Source organism: Burkholderia sp. Tr-20355, from assembly GCF_017104685.1.
Classification (GTDB): Bacteria; Pseudomonadota; Gammaproteobacteria; order Burkholderiales; family Burkholderiaceae; genus Burkholderia; species Burkholderia seminalis.
Map to the genome: position 1 here is coordinate 25,812 of NZ_JAAGPK010000008.1, position 19,099 is coordinate 44,910.

17 protein-coding genes and 1 tRNA gene are annotated in these 19,099 nt (G+C 59.6%); 15 read left to right on the top strand and 3 right to left on the bottom strand.

Annotation, left to right across the window (positions count from 1 at the left end; genetic code table 11):
• Positions 1–78: 78 nt before the first annotated feature.
• From G3N62_RS03110 to G3N62_RS03165, 12 genes are all read left to right on the top strand, one after another.
• A complete protein-coding gene (locus tag G3N62_RS03110; RefSeq protein ID WP_006400565.1) occupies positions 79–690 on the top strand; it encodes a glutathione S-transferase N-terminal domain-containing protein in 612 nt (203 codons plus the stop codon).
• 71 nt (positions 691–761) lie between these two features.
• Complete coding sequence (locus G3N62_RS03115; protein WP_124670918.1) at positions 762–1,280, top strand: ClpXP protease specificity-enhancing factor; 519 nt, start codon at positions 762–764, stop codon at positions 1,278–1,280.
• 19 nt (positions 1,281–1,299) lie between these two features.
• Positions 1,300–1,375: transfer RNA gene (locus G3N62_RS03120), tRNA-Thr, on the top strand.
• A 97-nt stretch (positions 1,376–1,472) separates the two neighbouring features.
• On the top strand, positions 1,473–2,528 hold the full coding sequence (locus G3N62_RS03125; protein WP_124670917.1) for a site-specific integrase: 1,056 nt from the start codon (positions 1,473–1,475) through the stop codon (positions 2,526–2,528).
• A 233-nt stretch (positions 2,529–2,761) separates the two neighbouring features.
• Positions 2,762–3,778, top strand: a complete 1,017-nt coding sequence (locus G3N62_RS03130; protein WP_071776558.1) for a hypothetical protein — start codon at positions 2,762–2,764, stop codon at positions 3,776–3,778.
• A 442-nt stretch (positions 3,779–4,220) separates the two neighbouring features.
• Positions 4,221–4,439 (top strand): hypothetical protein, encoded by a 219-nt coding sequence (locus tag G3N62_RS03135; protein WP_038772165.1) that lies wholly within the window; start codon positions 4,221–4,223, stop codon positions 4,437–4,439.
• A complete protein-coding gene (locus G3N62_RS03140) occupies positions 4,436–4,936 on the top strand; it encodes a hypothetical protein (protein ID WP_185733118.1) in 501 nt (166 codons plus the stop codon). The genes G3N62_RS03135 and G3N62_RS03140 overlap by 4 nt, the downstream gene beginning before the upstream one ends.
• Before the next feature lie 75 nt (positions 4,937–5,011).
• Entirely contained in the window at positions 5,012–5,578 is a 567-nt protein-coding gene (locus G3N62_RS03145; protein WP_124670915.1) for a recombinase family protein, read from the top strand.
• A gap of 147 nt (positions 5,579–5,725) precedes the next feature.
• A complete protein-coding gene (locus G3N62_RS03150; RefSeq protein ID WP_124670914.1) occupies positions 5,726–6,727 on the top strand; it encodes an ATP-binding protein in 1,002 nt (333 codons plus the stop codon).
• Positions 6,728–6,758: 31 nt separating this feature from the next.
• On the top strand, positions 6,759–9,380 hold the full coding sequence (locus G3N62_RS03155) for a S8 family peptidase (RefSeq protein ID WP_124670913.1): 2,622 nt from the start codon (positions 6,759–6,761) through the stop codon (positions 9,378–9,380).
• Positions 9,381–9,619: 239 nt separating this feature from the next.
• On the top strand, positions 9,620–10,348 hold the full coding sequence (locus tag G3N62_RS03160) for a hypothetical protein (RefSeq protein WP_124670912.1): 729 nt from the start codon (positions 9,620–9,622) through the stop codon (positions 10,346–10,348).
• A 20-nt stretch (positions 10,349–10,368) separates the two neighbouring features.
• Positions 10,369–11,097: an AbiV family abortive infection protein gene (locus tag G3N62_RS03165; protein WP_256254182.1), complete on the top strand. Its 729-nt coding sequence runs from the start codon at positions 10,369–10,371 to the stop codon at positions 11,095–11,097.
• Between the two features lie 383 nt (positions 11,098–11,480).
• Here G3N62_RS03165 and G3N62_RS03170 read toward each other — a convergent pair whose 3' ends face one another.
• Both G3N62_RS03170 and G3N62_RS03175 read right to left on the bottom strand, forming a co-directional pair.
• The gene (locus tag G3N62_RS03170; protein WP_049032314.1) at positions 11,481–12,215 is read right to left on the bottom strand and encodes a LytTR family DNA-binding domain-containing protein; all 735 of its coding nucleotides are present in this window, start codon (positions 12,213–12,215) and stop codon (positions 11,481–11,483) included.
• A gap of 1 nt (position 12,216) precedes the next feature.
• On the bottom strand, positions 12,217–13,299 hold the full coding sequence (locus G3N62_RS03175) for a histidine kinase (protein ID WP_124670911.1): 1,083 nt from the start codon (positions 13,297–13,299) through the stop codon (positions 12,217–12,219).
• 338 nt (positions 13,300–13,637) lie between these two features.
• On the opposite strand from G3N62_RS03175, the gene G3N62_RS03180 reads away from it, so the two are divergent.
• Both G3N62_RS03180 and G3N62_RS03185 read left to right on the top strand, forming a co-directional pair.
• On the top strand, positions 13,638–14,180 hold the full coding sequence (locus G3N62_RS03180) for a hypothetical protein (protein WP_124670910.1): 543 nt from the start codon (positions 13,638–13,640) through the stop codon (positions 14,178–14,180).
• A 317-nt stretch (positions 14,181–14,497) separates the two neighbouring features.
• Positions 14,498–14,701 carry a hypothetical protein gene (locus tag G3N62_RS03185; protein WP_034189859.1) on the top strand — a complete coding sequence of 68 codons (204 nt, stop codon included), beginning with the start codon at positions 14,498–14,500 and terminating at the stop codon, positions 14,699–14,701.
• 59 nt (positions 14,702–14,760) lie between these two features.
• Here the strand turns inward: G3N62_RS03185 and G3N62_RS03190 are convergent, their stop codons facing one another.
• Entirely contained in the window at positions 14,761–15,561 is an 801-nt protein-coding gene (locus G3N62_RS03190) for a transporter substrate-binding domain-containing protein (protein WP_034189797.1), read from the bottom strand.
• 327 nt (positions 15,562–15,888) lie between these two features.
• Between G3N62_RS03190 and G3N62_RS03195 the strand changes: the two genes are divergently transcribed.
• Positions 15,889–19,068, top strand: coding sequence for a type VI secretion system Vgr family protein (locus tag G3N62_RS03195; protein WP_206141139.1), 3,180 nt, complete (start codon positions 15,889–15,891; stop codon positions 19,066–19,068).
• The last annotated feature ends 31 nt before the right edge of the window (positions 19,069–19,099 follow it).

Here is a 19,099-nt window from a genome sequence, read left to right on the forward strand (position 1 = left end):
TGGGGCCGGCGCAAGGCGGAACCCGTGAAAGGGGTTGCGCCGCGTGCCGGCCCTCGGCTTTTTTGAGGAAACGCAAATATGATGGTTCTGTATTCCGGCACAACTTGCCCGTTCTCCCAGCGTTGCCGGCTGGTGCTGTTCGAGAAGGGCATGGACTTCGAAATCCGTGACGTCGACCTGTTCAACAAGCCGGAAGACATTTCGGTGATGAACCCGTACGGTCAGGTGCCGATCCTGGTCGAGCGCGACCTGATCCTGTACGAATCGAACATCATCAACGAGTACATCGACGAGCGCTTCCCGCATCCGCAGCTGATGCCGGCCGACCCGGTGCAGCGCGCCCGTGCGCGCCTGTTCCTGCTCAACTTCGAGAAGGAACTGTTCGTCCACGTCAGCACGCTCGAGAACGAGAAGGGCAAGGCGGCGGAGAAGAACCACGAGAAGGCACGCCTCGCGATCCGCGATCGCCTGACGCAGCTCGCGCCGATCTTCGTGAAGAACAAGTACATGCTCGGCGAAGAGTTCTCGATGCTGGACGTCGCGATCGCTCCGCTGCTGTGGCGCCTGGATCACTACGGCATCGAGCTGTCGAAGAACGCCGCGCCGCTGATGAAGTACGCCGAACGGATCTTCAGCCGTCCGGCCTACATCGAGGCACTGACGCCGTCCGAAAAGGTCATGCGTCGTTGATGTTGCAATGAAGGAATGACGGAGCGGGCGGCGCGGCATGCCGCGTGCCTGCTCCGGGTTCGAGGATCGTGATGCAAGAGATTTCAACGAAGCCTTATCTGCTGCGCGCGTTGTACGAGTGGTGCACCGATAACGGTTACACGCCGCATATCGCGGTGAGGGTCGACAACTCGACGCGCGTGCCGCGTCAGTTCGTGCGTGACGGCGAGATCGTGCTCAACATCAGCTTCGAGGCGACGAGCCAGTTGCAGATGGGCAACGAGTGGATCGAGTTCACGGCCCGGTTCTCCGGGAAGGCGCACAAGATCGAGATTCCGGTGGCCAACGTGCTCGCGATCTATGCGCGCGAGAACGGGCAGGGCATGGCGTTCCAGGTCGATGCGGTTGCGGGCGAAGGCGCGGATTCGGGTACGTTCGACGACGACGCCGCGCAAGCGGAAGACGGGCAGCGTGACGAGCCTGCGACGTTGACGCCGGTCGTCGACAGCGGCGCGAACGAGGAACCGTCCGAAGGCGCCGACGAACCGCCGAAAACCGACGGCGACGGCACGAAAGGCGGCAGCAGACCTCGCCTCAAGATCGTGAAATGAGGTAGAATCTCGCGCTTACGCCGGCTTAGCTCATCTGGTAGAGCAGTTGATTTGTAATCATCAGGTGGCGGGTTCGAGTCCTGCAGCCGGCACCAAATAAATCAAGGGGTTACGTGATTTTCACGTAACCTCTTGTGCTTTCTGGGTGTTGAAAAGTACATTTTCGGTACAGTCAGTTCTCAGAACAGCCACATGGCAACCATCGTCAAGACGCCTTCCGGCACGTGGAAGGCGGTCATCCGCAAGATTGGTTGGCCGACTACGGCCAAGACCTTCCGCACCAAACGCGACGCCGAGGACTGGGCGCGTCGGACCGAAGATGAGATGGTCCGGGGTGTCTACCTTTCCCGCGCGCCCTCCGAAAAGCTCACGATGTCGGCCGCGCTGAAACGGTACATGGAGGAGGTGTCGATCACCAAGAAGGCGACTACGCAGCGCAGCGAGCGCTTTACGTCACAGCACTTGGCTGCGTTCTTTGGGAAGTATTCGATGGCGGCCGTCAGTGCCGAACTCGTCGCCAAGTACCGCGACGAACGGTTGGCGGCCGGCAAATCGAACAACACCGTGCGCATCGAGCTAGCGATGCTCGGGCATCTGTTCCGGGTCGCGATTCAGGAGTGGGGGATCGGCCTGACGTTCAATCCAGTCGCCAACATCCGAAAGCCTAGCCCTGGCGCTGGCCGGGATCGGCGCTTGACGCCAGAAGAGCAACAACGGCTTTTCGCGGCCGCCGATGCCCATAGCAATCCGATGCTCGGATGGATCGTGCGGCTGGCCGTCGAAACCGGTATGCGCTCATCCGAGATCACTGGCCTGCGCCGCGCGCAACTCGATCTGAACCGCCGGGTTGTCACCCTCAAGGACACCAAGAACGGTTCCGCGCGCTTGGTTCCGTTGACTCGCGCGGCAGTCGAAATCCTGCGTTCAGCGCTGGACAATTCAATGCGACCAGACGACATCGATCTCGTATTCTTCGGAGAGCCAGGGCGAGATGGGAGGCGCAAGCCCTACGTGTTTCAGAAGCTCTGGGCAAGCATCGTGCAGACGGTTGGTTTAGCTGACTTGCATTTTCACGATCTACGCCATGAGGCTGTGAGTCGGTTGGTCGAGGCCGGGTTGAGCGATCAAGAGGTCGCTTCGATCAGCGGGCACAAATCAATGCAGATGCTCAAGCGATATACGCATTTGCGGGCCGAGGACCTCGTGGGCAAACTTGATCGATTGGAGGCTATTGACCGAGGTCAATAGCTCGAGATGCGTGTTTCGGTAAATGTAATCAATCAGATCAACAACACAATCACTGAACATCGAATTGGCGATGCGGCCGAGAACCGTTATCGCCTTTTTCCGACAACCGACGCAATTGCGTCGGTTGACTTGTGTGTGCCACAAAGTAGTTGGCTATTTGTTAGCGTCCCCCCGACTTTCCTTGACGACTAAAGTCGATAGAAAATCGGTCACATTCCGGAGACCCTAAAAAAATGGAAATTCGTCCCGATCTGAAGCAGGAAAGTCAGTTACTTAGCCGGCTGGCGCAGTATGCCACTGTTTTCAGAGGCTACAACTTTGAAGATTGGCCCCATCTGAAAAACAAGGAGGATTTTAGGAGAGTCTACGATCTTCCTTGGGAGCAACGAGGCCCTCTTGAGGAAATTTATGGTACAGGTCGAGATCTAGCCGTGTTTATGAGCGGGAGGTTGGTTGCATTTAACGACCCCGGATTTTTCCCAACTCTCAAATCGTTTGTCGATTCGTTCGCAGGAGGTTGGATCGACCAAATTGAGATCCTGAACCGCATGTCGCGTGAAGCAAAAGAGATCGCTCATAAGCTCGACAGCCCACCCTGGGCTGTGGGGCGCATGATCAGACTCTTCGATGAACAGATTGAACTCGTTAAAGCAACTCGCCAAGCAATCGAAGGCCTCAAGCAGTCAACGACATATCAGTGGGAGAGCGACAGGACTCAAAGCGTTATTCATACCACTGCTTATGAAAAGATCCTCGAGTGCATCAACATCATCGGGAAAATGTTTGAACGCTTGCCAAGCACTTATGCTGATAAAGAAGAAGAGCATCTTCGTGATCACATATTGGTAACACTAGGGGCCGCCGTTCTCGGATCAACGACGGGTGAAACCTTTAACAAACGGGGCAAGACGGACATTTTGGTGCGGAGCGCAGCAGGCGGTAACAACGAATTCGTTGGCGAATGCAAATTCTGGCGGGGCGAGAGCATCTACCTCGCCACCATAGATCAACTGTTAGACTACTTGGGCTGGCGTGATAATAAGGCTGCTGTCATTCTCTTTGTGCCGAACAAGGGGTTTTCCTCTGTATTGAAAACGATTCGCGACAGCACGTGCAATCATCCTAATTTCGTTCGATTTGTATCTGAGCAAGACGAGTCTTGGCTGAATTATGAGTTCAAGCTACGAGACGATCCAGATCGTGTGATTAAAGTTGCAATCATGGCATATCACATGCCACCGATGCCATGATTTCACGTCGCAAAGAATTCGACGCAAGGTCTCTGGTGTAGATGACGTCAAGCAGCATGACTGGCGAAAATAATTGTCCCAGCGCACAAGAGGCGTAGTCCAAGCGTATTTGTGGATGTGAGTGCTGGATTTTAGCGGCTAAAATTTTTGCTTCCTCCGCTCATCTAATCGAACGCTGAAGCGCGGACATTGAGTCGCGCTTTTTTATGTAATAAGAATGTTGAGCTAAATATTTGAAAAAGATTTAGATAAATTTTTCCTTTAAAATCAATTGCTTGCAAAATTTCTGTTTGTTTGAAAGAATTAACGTGCGTTTATGCGGAAGCTCTATTAATTAACGTGCGTTTCGGGTCATTGTGCCGGTGGTATGCCTTCGAACTTGGATAGTTCGCTACCCCGACTCACGAGCCCTGATGTCCATCAGCCTGGGTGGAGAAGCTTGATGACGAAGACAGAAGAGATGTTGGTCAGTCGATATGGAGTCCTACTTACATTGTCTGATTGTGCGGCGCTGCTCAACCGTAGCGTAACGGGCCTGCGGGTCACGCTGAACCGCGACTGCGAACTGGCTACGAAGCTCAAGCCCGCAAAGATCCGTCTCGGCCGGCGCGTGATGTTCAGAGCCTCGGAGCTGGCGAAGTTTCTCGACGAGGCATCGTGATGGGACGCCAGCGCACGATCAATGACGTCGCATTTTGGCGCTCACCGAAGATGGCAGGCCGGACGCAAGAGGACCGAGCGATGCTGACGTATCTCCTTACGGGGCCGTTCAGCAACATCATCGGCGTCTACCAGATAGTCCCGAGAATTGCCGCATCCGAGATGGGATGGGACACGGAGTCGCAAATGGTTCCTGTCCTCCTGCGCTTACGTGATGTCGAACTCGTCGAATTCGATCCGGAATCGAGTTTCGTTTGGGTGCGAATATGGTGGGACCACAACTCGGCCAGCATGTCGGTCGGGGGAACCCTGCGGCAACGAACAATTGAACAAATTACCGACATTCCGCCGCAGTGGCGCGAATCGTTTGTCGCAGATTTCCTCGCGCGCCTTCCTGCGCATGGCAGTAAGAAGCACGGCGATCTTCGTGCGTCAGTCGAGCATCAGCTCGTAGTCGAGAGCGGCTTGCTGAACAGGGCGGCAACGTCGCACCCATAGCCTGAGGTCGTGGGGACAGTCTGCCGCTTTTCTGTCAAAATTCCCGTCAATTTTTCAATGCTTGGCAAGCCGTCAATGAATCAACGAATCGGTTACGCGCGAGCATCGGCAGACGATCTGACTCTTGGGCATCAGCGGCGAGCACTTGCGGAGTCTGGTTGCGCGACTATTTACGAGGAGGCCGCCGGCGCTAAGGTGGCAGCTCGCCCGGGATGGGAACAGTGCCGGAAAGTACTCGGTTCCGGTGACACCCTTGTAGTGTGGCGGTTGGATCGCCTCGCTCGTAGTCTGTCGGATCTTGTGCAGACTGTGGTTGAACTCGAGCAGCAGGGCGTAAGGTTTGAGAGCTTGAGTGAGAAAATTGAGACTAGCAGTGCAGCGGGTAAGCCGGTCGTTCAAGTATTTGCTGCTCTCGCGGAGTTCCAGCGCAACGTGGTTCGAGAGCGGGCACACGCGGGGCTATCAGCAGCGCGCGCGCGTGGCCGCGCGGGGGGGCGAAAGCCTAAGCTCGACGCGAAGCAGATAAGTGAGATCAAGCAGTTGATGACCAACCCGGAACTTTCCGTCGGTGAGATAGCGAAACGTTACAAAGTCTCGCGCGCGACCATCTACAAAGTCGCGCCCGCTCAAAATAGAACATGACGTGGGCAAATACAGAGGTCGCCTTGGCTGCGTTTGTGGATCCAGATCAAGCACGCAGCGCGACGTTGGACCTCGGCCCGAACCGAATTTACCTGCGTCCCCAAGTGAAGCGGCAGGTCTCCTTATACATTGTTGAGGTTAGTTCTGATGGCACAAGCTGATACCCTGGTAGAACTGGTCAAAGCAGCCAGCAGTGGCGATCAGCCTTCGTTCCGCAAGGCTGCGGAATCATTGATCAAGGAAGAGCGCGACAAAGGCCATCGCATTCTGGCTGACCGTTTGGCGAAATCGTTGCAGCAAGCCGCTCTCTTTCAATCGGCGGCGCCGGCGCAGGGGCCGCGCAACGGTGGCGGTGTGGGAGGCGGTGCACACAAGGAACTGATCTTTGAAATCGCTCCAGAGCGAAGCCTAGATAGCATTGTGTTGGCGGAAAACGTTCGTGATCAGCTAAAGGAACTGATCGAGGAACAGCACCGCGCAGAACTGCTCCATGCCCACAACTTGCGTCCCCGTCACAAGGTTCTTTTGGCCGGGCCGCCGGGTAACGGCAAGACCACATTAGCCGAAGCCCTAGCCTTTGAGCTGATGGTTCCGTTGATTGTTGTTCGATATGAGACCCTCATTGGTAGTTACTTGGGGGAGACATCATCGCGTTTGAAGAGTCTGCTTGACTACGCGAGAACGCAGCGTTGCGTTCTCTTTTTCGATGAGTTTGAGACTCTAGGAAAGGAGCGTGGTGATACGCACGAAACCGGCGAAATCAAGCGAGTTGTCAGTTCACTTCTACTTCAGATGGATGAGCTGCCTGACTATGTCGTCGTAGTGGCCGCAAGCAATCATCCAGAACTATTGGATCGAGCAGTGTGGCGGCGCTTCCAGTTGCGCATCGAGTTACCGATGCCAACTCGCGCCCAATTGACTGCATTTGTTGCTTCTATCGGTGTACGTTGCCAAGTTAACTTTGGTTTTGCAGCCGAGACACTTGCTAAGCGATTACTCGGTTTGAACTTCGCAGAGGTTGAGGAATTCTGTCTCTCAGTAGTGCGTCGAGCCGTTCTTGATCGAAGCACAGACGATGCGAAAATGATTACACAGACCAAGCTGGACCAGTGGCGCGATCGTCTGAAACCCAGCCAGCAAGAAGCCTAAATAGACCACAAACGAATCCGGGGAAAAGTCCATGGCCGAGCCGTTACCGCTTTTGGTATTTCCAGAAAAGCGTGTCGTACCTCCAGAACCTAGGCGCGGCTTCCCCATAGGCGGGCCGCATTTGCCTGGACGACAGAGGCAGGTAGCGCGGGTCAATGTCCAACTCGATGAGCTTCAGGCGTCGTTCGCTCGATACCAGGCGAGCGTTGCTGGTGCTATGGCTGGTATGGAGCCAGAAACGGTGTTGGTGATGGAAATCGCCGGTAGCGTGGACGATTTCAAGCAGGCAGTGGATGCTGCCGGCCTCGAATGGCTCGGAGAATGGGATCTCGATGGTGTTCAGCCTGACGACGACTTTTATGAAGTCGATAGTAGGGGCCAGCGGACCGACAAACTATTGAAAGGCCGTCTCTTCCTTTCGATGAGTAACGAGGCCGGATTGCGGGAACTGCTCTCGCTTTGGGCACAATGGACCCAAGGACGCGCTCTACCTCGTGGCAAGGGAAAGTGGGGCGACGTCTTTTCGCAGTTGTTGGTGATCCGACGCTGGGGGATCGAAGAGACGCTGCGGGAAACCGGGATGATCCACCGTTGGCACGAAATGGTCGATCCGCTCGATGCACAGCAGCCGATAACATTCCAGATCGAACTTTTCTATCGACACACAGAGATAAGGCGTCGGCAGAACGAACGAGCGGTCCGGGAACTCCTCGCTGCGCTAGATGGTAGAACGTTGGGACCGTTCATCGACATGAACGAAATCGCCTTTCATGCGGTGAAGGCCGAGTTGCCCGCGGAGAGAATTCGGCAATTGCTGGGCGAAGTGGGCAATCCAGCTGCTGAAGTTGACATACAGTTATTCAAGTTTCCCGGGATCATGTACTTTCGCCCGACGGGGCAGAGTTTGGCCATAGCCGACGAGAATGAAGGGGACCCCGCCGAATTTAAGGAGGCTGTAGCTGAGTTGCCGCCTGTTGTTGCCTTGCTTGACGGTGCCCCTCTTCTCCTCCACAAAGCATTGGAGGGAAAGCTGTTATTCGATGATCCCTTTGATATCGAGCGCCTCTATCAGCCTGGCGAGCGGCGCCATGGTACGAGCATGGCGTCACTGATTGTTAACGGCGATCTCAGCTCGGGGCAATCGGAACCGCTGAGGAGAAAGGTCTACTGCACACCAATTATGCAACCCGATCCAAATCATTCGGATCGTGGTGAGCATATGCCAGATGACGTGTTCTTTGAGGACCGTATTCATCTCGCCGTGAGACGGATGTTCGAGGGGGCTGGCGACGTTCCTGCGCAAGCTCCCCTGGTAAAGGTTGTGAATCTCTCGATCGGTGATAGTGAGCGGCCTTTCATTCATACCCCAAGTCCATGGGCGAGATTGCTCGATTGGTTGTCGTGGAAATATCGCGTTCTATTCTGCGTAAGTGCGGGAAACTTCCCCGACGATTTCGATATCGGTGTGAGCTACGGAGAGTTTTCGGAGCTGTCCGACGAGGACAAAGTGCGCACAACGATCCGAGCCGTGTCGCAGAGCCTGTCCTCACGCCGACTGCTTTCCCCGGCCGAGTCACTTAACGCCATCACCGTGGGCGCATTGCATACCGACGATTCCGGTGAATATCCAGAGATGCGACGGATCGATGTAATGCCCAACGAAAGCGTATTCAGTCCTGCAATGCGCCTCGGGCATGGTTTCAGGCGTGCGATTAAGCCAGAAGTGCTCTTTCCCGGCGGTCGGCAGCTTTATCAGACCCCTAACCTTAACGGCTCTAGCGTATTCCGTATTGATCGATCAAAGGTTCGACCAGGTCAAACTGTGGCGTGGGACAGTTCTAAGCCCGGTGAACTAGCAAACGTGATTGTTACGCGGGGAACCAGCAATGCGACGGCTCTGGCTACGCGTAGCGCTGCGCGTATCTATGAAATGCTGGAACAACTACGCGAACAAGAAGGCGAGGCTGTACCCGAACCGTTAATTGCCGTGTTGATCAAGGCGCTACTTATCCACGGAGCCAAACAGTCGGAATCTGCTAAGGATCTTCTGACCTCTGCACTGAAGAATGAGCGGAACTCGAGACAGTTCAGGGAAATCATCGCGCGATACATCGGTTACGGCGCTGCCGACATAGAGCGCGTACTTACATGTACGGCCCAACGCGCGACAGTTCTGGGGTGTGGAGAGATTCGAGAGAACGAGGTCCATGAATACGCATTTCCGTTGCCAATCGGCCTTTCTGCCCAGAAGCTATGGCGGCGGTTAGTGGTGACGTTGGCGTGGTTCACGCCGATCAACTCAGATCACCGCAATTTGCGCGAGGCTAAGTTGGAACTCGCCCCTGGTGGTTCCCCGTGGGATGAAACTTCGTTGAGGCTGTCACGTCAGGATGGCGACCGCAATCAGGTGCTCAGGGGGACGGTCCAACACGAGGTACTCGAGGGGGAGAGGATCATATCCGCTTACCAAGATGGTGAGACGATCCGGATAAGAGTGACTTGCAAAAAGGATGCGACGGTTCATTTGGATGATGTGATTCCATACGGCCTTGCCGTAACGCTTGAGGTCAAGGAGGACATTGACATACCGATCTATCAACAGGTCCGTGACAGGCTCAAGCCTCAGGTTGTTGTTGGAGCTGGCCGGCGCTGAGATGCATCGAGATTTGCGGGGAAGTGGCGAGATATGGTCGTCCCTCATCTGTCAACGAACGCTCCGGTTAGGTGCCGACTCGCTCTTCACTTGAGCACGCCAACGTTGCTAAAGGGGAAGGTGTTGACATATGAGGGACGCGGGGCGCGTCGAATGTCGGCCTTGAATCCGCTCATGGCAAACGGATGGCTAGGCTTCGGATTTCGCAACATGTGCTTGGCCTAAGAGGAACTCCAGGAATGACGCAAGCCGATGCATGGCAATTCGTTCAGAACTTCATCGTGACTGGCGGCGGAGCTGCCGCCATAGCCTATGGGATGTTCAAATGGCTTGGCCAGAAGTGGATCGAAGGTAAGTTTTCCCAGCGCCTTGAGTCTCTTCGGCAGACGAACGCCAAGGAGCTAGCCGAGCTGAAAGTTCAATGGGACACAGACCTCCAGGGGCGACTAAGGTATCTGGAGCGCGAATTTACGGTCGTTCCTGAGACATGGGAGAAGCTAGCGGAAGCATTTGGCCAACTAAGCGCGCTGACCAGCCGGATGCAGCAATACGTAGATGTAGCTGCGATGACGGATGCAGAGTTGGAAGAGTTTTTGAAAGACAGTGAACTTCTCGAGACTCAAAAGCAACAATTGCGGCTGCACACTGGCCGAGAGAGAGGGGAGTACTACCAGCACACGGTATTCTTCCACCGATACCAACGCGTCGAAGCCGCTGTTCGGCAATTTTCGGCCTACACACACCGCAATTTCCTATTCATGCCCGACGCGCTATTCGTGAAGCTCAAAACGCTTTCCGATCACATGTATGGTGCACTGTCATCTGCGCATATAGGTCACCAACATCGTGTGGGCAAGATGATCGGAGAGGCAGCGGAAATCACCGCTGGCAAAGTCGCCCCCCTCGTCGACGAGGTGCAGCGTGATATCCACCAATTGATGGCCACGCATCGCAGGGAGCGACAATAGACTACCGTCTGGGGCACGCGTTGACTGCACGAACAAAACTCGACCAATTCCGCGGGCGTCTCTCACTGGAGCAGATAGCTGAGGGTATGACTGCCGCTGGCAAGAATGCCTGTCGGCTTCTTGAAGACGCTCAATTGTTGTTCGAGAACGGACGCTATCCGTCTGCATTGGCTCTATCAATCCTCGCGATCGAGGAGGGCGGTAAGCTGCCAATCCTGCGCCGCATGGTCACTGCTACGGATGACCGGCAACTTGTGGGTCTTTGGAAGGAGTACCGGTCCCACACCAAGAAGAACGTCGCTTGGATGTTTGCGGACCTGATCAATCGTACCGGGCCTACGAAACTTGAAGATCTACGTCCGTTGTTTGCTCACAACGCGGAGCATCCGTACATTCTCGACCAGCTCAAGCAAATCGCGTTGTACACCGACTCTCTAGGCGAGGCTCAGTGGTCGAATCCCACCGCCGTGGTCGAGCATGAGCTTGCGGAGGCCGTTTTGGGTGTTGCAAGGTACTTGGTGAAGGCCGACGCTGTGACAGTGCGGGAGCTTGAGCTATGGAACGAGCACATGAGCGAATTCGCGGATGGCACGGACATGGAGGGGGCTCGGAGGGCGCTGTCTCAATGGTATGCGGCGATGCAAGCTGAGGGGTTGCGTCCACAAGGCGCTAACGTCATGCAGACCTTTGTGACAACTGGCTTGGGCGTGCCGCGCGGCAAGGACAGGGGCAGCGGCGACACCAAGTGACGTCGGAACACGCGGGCTATGGCAACAAGCGATATGTGCCGGATGAAACCGCTTCCGGATGGTTAGGGGCGGTACAACAGGGGTACAAGCATAAGTTTGCGATCGCTTTGCTAAATTTTGCTAAGTTGCTGAATACAAAGTGCTTTTGATTTCCCTTGGTTACAGTCATTTTCCCTTGATTTTCAGTAGCTTATTGATTTAATTGAAAATTTGTAATCATCAGGTGGCGGGTTCGAGTCCTGCAGCCGCACCATATTGAACAAGGGCCGGGAGATTGATTCTCCCGGCCCTTTGTCTTTTCTGCGGCCGTCTTTCTGGTCGGCGAGGTGTCGCGTGCGCGGTGCCGCGACAAGGGGACTGTCCTTTCGACATCAATCTGCCGCTCACATCTGCCTGAACAATCCCGCATACGCACGACTGACGGGCAGCATCTCCCGCTGCCCGTGCACGCGAATCCGCAACCGTCCCAGCAGATCGCGCTCGATACGATCGATCGCCGCGTACGCGACGATCACACCGCGATGCACCTGCGCGAACCGCGCCGGATCGAGCCGCTGCATCAGGTCCTTCAACGGCGTGCGGATCACGAGCCGTTCGCTGGCCGTGACGATTTCCGTGTATTTTTCCGACGCCTGGAAATACAGCACATCGTCGATCGAAACGAGCCGCGTCGCATCCTTCACGCCCACGGTCAGCCAGCGGATCGGCGCGGCATCCCGCGATTGCGCCGCTTGAGCCAACGCTTCGGGATGCCCGACAGCCGGCTCGCCGCGCTGAAGCTTCGCGATACAGCGCAGCAGCCGCTCGTCCGTCACCGGCTTCAGCAAGTAGTCGACCGCTGAGCGATCGAACGCGTCGACTGCATATTCGTCGTAAGCCGTGACGAACACGACATGTACGTCCGGCACCAGCGCAGCCAGCTTCAATCCGTCGATGCCGGGCATCCGGATGTCGAGGAACGCGATGTCCGGGCGCGGCGACGCATTCAGTGCGGCCAGTGTTTCGACACCGTTGCGCGGCATCGCAACGATCTCCAGTTCAGGCCAGAGCTGCCGCAGTCGTTGCGCGAGCGAAGCGGACAGGTTCGGTTCGTCGTCGGCGATGAGGGCGGTCGGCATGTCAGTCGATCGGAGTCAGCAGGGTGGCGGTGACGCCATGTGCGGCACTCGCGTTCGTTTCGACGGTGACGCTGCCGCGCTCGCCATGCAGCGTCCGGATACGTGCGGCGACGTTGGCGAGCCCGACACCGCCGTGCAGGCCAGAGCCGCCCTTGCCGAGGCCGACGCCCGTGTCGATCACGTTCAGTTCGAGCTTGTCACCCCGCGTCCGGCCGCGAACGACAATCCCGCCGCCGTCGATCGACGGCTCGATCCCGTGCAGCAGCGCATTCTCGACGAGCGGTTGCAGCAGCAGCGGCGAGAACGGCAGCGCGTGCAATTCCTCCGGAACTTCGATCGCATATGACAGCCGCTCGCCGAGCCGGATCGAGGCGATCTTCAGCAACGCGTCGACGAGATCGAGTTCGTCGCCGAGCGTCGACGTCGCATCGCGCGTGCGGCGCAGGCTCGCACGCAGGTAGCGGTTCAGGTTGTCCAGCATCGTCGATGCACGGGACGGGTCGGGTTCGATCAGGCTCTGCACGTTCGCGAGCGTATTGAACAGGAAGTGCGGCTCGATCTGCGCCTGCAGCAGCGCGAGACGCGCGGCTGTCTCGGCCTGGCGCGCTTCGGCGGCTTCGCGTCGCTCGGTTTCGAGCGTCGCGCGCATGCGAAGCGACTGAAGGAACAGCGACACGCACACGAACAGCACGGCCGACACCAGGAACGACGGCCCGTAGTTGTCCCACGTTCCGATGCGGGCGTGCCCGAATACGTGCGGCACGTTCCCGCGAATGATGGTCGCGGCGATCTCGAACCCGGCGAACACGCTGACCGGTGCGATCACGATGGCCTTCAGCACGAGCCCCGGCTTGCGCGGCAGCAGCCGATTCGCGGCGCGGCTGAGCAACAGCGCGCAGAAACCGATCGTGTTGGCGACGACGAGGTAGGGCAGCAGCGGTTCGCCGACATGGACGACCCAGAACCCCAGGCCGACGACCGAATTGAAGCACGTGAACGCGAGCAGCGCGGCCGGATCGCGCAGCCGCCGCGGTGCGGCGCCGGCAGGCGGCGGTATCGGTGAAGGATCGGACGTGGCTCGCATGGTGTCGGGGGAGCGTGGTGCGCGATGCGCGATGCGCGTATGCCGTGACTTTAGCGTCACGCGGGCCGACTGCGTGAATGTTGCGACGAACGGCGCGCGGCTTCGACGACGTGCGTCGGCGGCCGACGGCTGGCCGGCTATCGCCACGAGTGTCGCGGAGCGTCGCCCGGAGGGATAGCGGATGGCGCCGGCTCCGCGCCGAGGGGGCCTCACCGGACGACCATCGCCACGACGCGCAACTCGTCCGCGGATTCCGGCCGCCCGTCGCAAGCCGCGCCGCGCGCAGGGGCTGCGCAGTACGGTGTCGGCGTGTCCATTCCGATCAGGCGACTTCGACCATGTCCGCGCTCCTTCGTCTGAAGCCTTACGTGTACGTGATGTTCTGCGTGCTGCTTTACATCGGCATCAAGCGCTGTTTCCCGCGCGAGGTGCCGGCGATGCGACCGCTGATTTCTCCCGTCGTATTCGGGATGCTCGGCATCGTCAGCTTGAACGGTCTGTTTCCGCACGCCGGTGTCGATGCGAACGCGATTGCGCTGGCGGCCGTGCTGGGCGGCGCGTCGCTGGGCTGGCTGCACGCGAGCCGGTGGCGCCTCGAATACCGCTCGATGCCGTCGGGCCTGCGCGTGCGCCTGCCCGGCGACGCAAGCCTACTCGTCACGCTGATGGTGACCTTCGTCGCGGAAACCTGCATGCATTATGCAGTGGCCGTGCGGGCGCCATGGGCGGCGACGAGCGGCTTCGAGATGCTGTCGTTCGCCGTCTGGGGCGTGCTCGTTGGAATGACGCTTGGGCGTGCGCTGAACGTGGTCGTGCGCTGCATGCGCCATGCGAGCGGATCGGAGCGCGGCGGCTACCCGTATTCAGTCGATTCGCGATGACGGGCGCGAGCTTGATGCAGTTCGTCGTCAACTGGATCCGCATCGAAACGCCGGCGGCGCGTAATGCGGACTGTTTCGCTCCCGCTTTGCTGTCACGGCCGCGTCACGATACGCCCATAAGGTTGCACGTTTTCGTCGCCGCGACCCCGTCCGACGGAGCCGTGCGCAACCCGCCCCGCGGCGACGTGCCCGCCTCGCAGGCCGGGCAACCGGGATCTCGCTCCGGCAGCCTGGCGGTCGCGCATCGCACCCTTCCATTCGCAAACACGATCGACGCCGGTTCGAACCGGATCGCGGCCGGTCAGGAGACAAGGACCATGCTGAGTCCGCACGAATTCTCGATGCTGTTGCGCATTGCGCGTGCGCCGGACAGCGTCGATCAATCTAATCCGGCCTTTGCCGTGCTGGTCGAGAAGCGTCTGGTGGACGATACGCAGGCGCGCATGAGCGCCGTGGCGGCGCGTCCGGCGCTGACGCCGATCGGCCAGATGCTGCTGGCGCGCTTCGACGAAGCGGCTTGAGGGGAGGCGTCACGCGTTCATCGAAATGAACGGCGTGACGCATGGAAATGCCGGGCGGCTTATTGTGCGACCGGCACAGTCACATCGCTGCCGAACCAGTGCATCGAGATCTTCTTCAACGTGCCGTCCTTGTGCAGCGAATCGAGCGCGTCGTTGATCGCCTTCTCGAACTTCGGATTGCCCTTGCGGAACGGGATCGCCATTTCCTGCTTGCCGCCGTTCAGCACCGCCCCCGCGCGCAGCGGCAGGTTGGACGTCTTGATCATGTACGGCAGCATCAGCCGATCGTCGAGCGTTGCCTCGATCCGGCCCGCGGCGAGGTCACGCAGTTTCTCCGGCGCGCCCGGATACGTCTGCACCTCGATACCCGGCACGGTGCGCGCCATCTGGTCGTAGTTGGTGCCGAGCGTCACGCCCAGCTTCTTGCCCTTGAAGTCGTCGAGCGACTTGAAGTTGCGCGTGTCGTCCTTGCGCTGGATCAGCTGCGCGGCCGAGTACGTGTACGGCTGGCTGAAGTCGAGCGCTTCCTTGCGTTGCGGCGTGATCGTGACCTGGTTGACGATCACGTCGAACTTGCCGGCCTGCAGGCCGGCGATGATGCCGCTCCATTCGGTCGGGACGAACTGCGTCTTCACGCCGAGCTTGCCGGCGACCGCGTTCGCGACGTCGACGTCGAAACCCTCGAGCTGGCCTGACGTGCCGCGCGAATTGAACGGCGGATACGTGCCCTCGAGGCCGACGCGCAGCACGCCGGCTTTCTTCACGGAATCGAGCAGGTCTTCCGCGTGTGCGGCGACGGCCGTGAAGCCGAGGGCCGACGCGAGCAGCAGGCCCGACAGCAGGAACTTCGAACGTTTCATCGCAGATCTCCAGTGTTCAGTGTCGTGTAGGGAGCGCCGGGTATCGGTCGGACCCGGATGAGGCCGGAATACGGGCACGTAGACACTACTCGCAACCGCGCCGCGCCGGAAGTCGAATTGGCCCTGATTGCAATCGATTTCACGGCGCGGCGAGGGCCGAACGGTGCGGCGGGCGCCAGCGCAGGCAAAGCGCGGACCGATTGGATGCCGTGTCTTCAAATCCGGCCGGTTTTCGAGGATGCCAGTAAATTGTCTGTAAAATCGCGCGAGCAAAGTCCAGTGCTCGCGCCATCCGAGGGCGCGTCAAAAGAAGAAAAGGCCGTAGCCATGAACATGCAGAACACGATCGCCGCGTTGCGTGGCGGGTTGCTTCAGCAGGACCGGTTGCTGAAGCTCGATACGCCCTTGGGGGGCAACGTCCTGACCGTGCAGCGGGCAGTCGGCCGCTCGCGCATTGGGCGTGCGTACGAGTTCACGCTCGACGTGCTGTCGACCGATAGCGATCTGGAACTTAAAAAGCTGATCGCGCAGCCCGTCACGCTGTGGATCGAGCAAGGCGACCGCAGCTATCGGCCGATCAACGGATACGTGCATACCGCGCGCCGGCTGGGCGCCGACGGCGGACTCACGACCTATCAGCTCACGTTCGCCGATTTCACCCATTTCCTGAAGTTCCGTCGCGACCAGCGGCTCTGGAACGACACGACCGTCGACCAGATCATCAGCGACGTGCTGAACCAGCATCCGCAGGCCAAGGGCCATTTCCGCTTCGCGCTGTCGAAGCCGCTGCCAAATCGCTCGTACACGCGCCAGCACGACACCGACTGGCATTTCGTGCATCGGCTGATGGAGGACGAGGGGCTCTACTGCGCATGGCAGCAGGCCGACGACGGCAAGTCGCACACGCTCGTGATCACCGACAACCTGCAGGCGTTTGCGCCGCTGTCACCGGAGACGGTGAGCTTCTATCGCGGCGGTGCGGCAAGCGGGGCCGACGCGTTCACGCAATGGTCGGGCACGCGCACGCTGCAGAGCGTCACGCGGTCGACCCGCACGTTCGACTACAAGAATCCCGCGCAACCGTCGAATCCGAAAGGTACGTCGCTGCCGACGATGGCCGGCCAGGGTGAACTGCCCGACCAGCTCGAGGTGTACGAGTACACGGGCGCTTACACGTATCTGGACCAGACGCGCGGCGACCATCTGACGAAGGTGCGGATGGAGGAGTGGGAATCGCAGGCGAAGCGCTTCCACGGTGCGGGCGGCGTGCGCGCGATCGACGCCGGCCGGCGCTTCACGCTGGCCGAGCATCCCGAGCACGATCGCGATTCCGCCGATCAGCGCGAATTCGCCACGATCGAGGTCGCGTGGTGGATCGAGAACAACCTGCCCGTTGCGAGCGAAAGCGCGGACTTCCCGTACAGCCTGCGCGAGGCATTGATCCAGGCACAGGACGGTTACGGCGCCGATCCCGCGTTGCGTGTCCCGCACGACGACGGATCGACGGGCTTCTATCTCGTCGAGGTCGAGGCGCAGCGCGTGAGCGTGCCGTATCGCAGCCCGTTCGAGCATAAAAAACCGGAGATGCACCTCGAAACGGCAATCGTCGTTGGACCGCAGGGCGAGGAGGTCTATACCGACGAACTGAACCGGATCCGTGTGCAGTTCGTATGGGACCGGTTGAATCCGGCCAACGAGAACGCGTCGTGCTGGGTACGCGTGGTGCAGTCGGATACGGGCGGCGGCTACGGCGGCGTGCACGTGCCGCGTATCGGCGAGGAAGTGCTGATCGACTACGTCGGCGGCGACTGCGACCGGCCGCTGGCGGTCGGGCGCGTGTACAACGGCGCGAACCAGCCGCAGTGGCACAGCGACGGGATCCTGTCAGGGTATCGGTCGAAGGAGTATTCGGGCGGCGGCTACAACCAGCTCGTGATGGACGACGCGACCGGGCAGAACCGCGTGCAGTTGATGAGCAGCAGCGCGAACAGCCTGCTGCACCTCGGCTACCTCATCGACCAGAACGGCAATTCGCGCGGGTCGTATCTCGGCAGCGGGTTCGACTTGCGCTCGGATGCGTACGGCGCGGTGCGGGCGAGCCAGGGCCTTTACGTGACGACGCACCCGAAGGCGCCGAACAGCCAGCCGCTCGACGTGAAGGAAGCGCAGCAGCAGCTCGTGACGGGTGAAAGCCTCGTCGAAGCGATGTCGGGTGTGAGCGAGCAGCATCAGGCGGAAAGCCTGAAGGAAGCGCAGGACACGATGCGCGCGTTCACCGACGCGACGCAGGACAGCAAGTCGGGCAGCGCATCCGGCGGGCGCACGGCAGGCGGCGGCACGGGTAACGCGAACGCGTTCAAGGAACCGGTGATGCTGTTCGGCAGCCCGTCGGGAATCGGGATGTCGACGCAGCAGTCGGTGCATGTGGTCGCGAACGATCACGTGAACGTGGCGAGCGGGCAAAGCGTGCATGTCGCGGCGGGCAAGTCGCTGATCGGGAGCATCGGGCAGAAGCTGAGCCTGTTCGTACAGAACGCGGGGATGAAGCTGTTCGCGGGCAAGGGCAAGGTGGAGATCCAGGCGCAGTCGGACAACATCGAGGTGACCGCGCAGAAGGCGGTGAAGGTCGTGTCGGCGACGGATCGCATCGAGATCGCGGCCGATCAGGGGATTCTGCTGACGAGCGGCGGCGGGTATATCCGCATTCAAGGCGGGGACATCGAGATTCATACGCCTGGCGCGGTCGATGTGAAGGGGGCGTCGCATACGTTCGCGGGGCCGGCGAGCATGGGATATCCGTTGCCGAGTCCACGGCCGGATCAGCCGGGGCAGCTGGAGCTGTTTCACAAGTACGTGAACGGCGAGGCGGTGAAGGGCGGGCTGTTCACGGTGAAAGACGTGAACGGTGCGGTGCTGAAGAAGGGGGCGCTCGACAACAGCGGCTACACGGTCGTGAGCGGGCTGCCGCCGGGTGCGGTACGTGTCGAGTTCGGGAAGGATCCGCGCGAGTCGGATCAGCCGGCGAACTATTTCAAACAGGCGAAATGGCCAGCGGAGCCGGTCGAGCCGTCGCCGGAGGCGGCCCAGTCAGCGGCAACGGGACAGCTTGCCAGCCAGTTGCAAGGGATGGCCCCTGCTGCTGCGACGGCAGCCATGGGGCTCGTGAGCGGTGGCGGTGCAGGTGCAGCGCTGGGCGCACTGGCGAGTTCCGCGTTGCCGGCTGCGGCGGGCGCGCTGGGTGGAGCAGGTGCAGTCTCCGCGCTGCAGACGGCGTCGAGCCTGGGCAGCGCCGCTAAGCAGGTGGCCGGGATGGTGCAGGCGGCACGGCAAGGCGGACTCGCGGCGCTGGCCGCGCCGGCGGCGAATGCGGCGTCCGGGGCGTTGCAAGGCGCCTTGCCGGGCGTCGCCGGTATCGCGGGCAAGGGCGCCACGACCGTGGCCTCGGCCGCGGGAGCGACGGGCATGAAGCTGCCGACGAGCGGGTTTGGCGGACCGCTGAAATCCTGAGAGCGCGGCGGCTCGTCAGCCGCCCGAATAT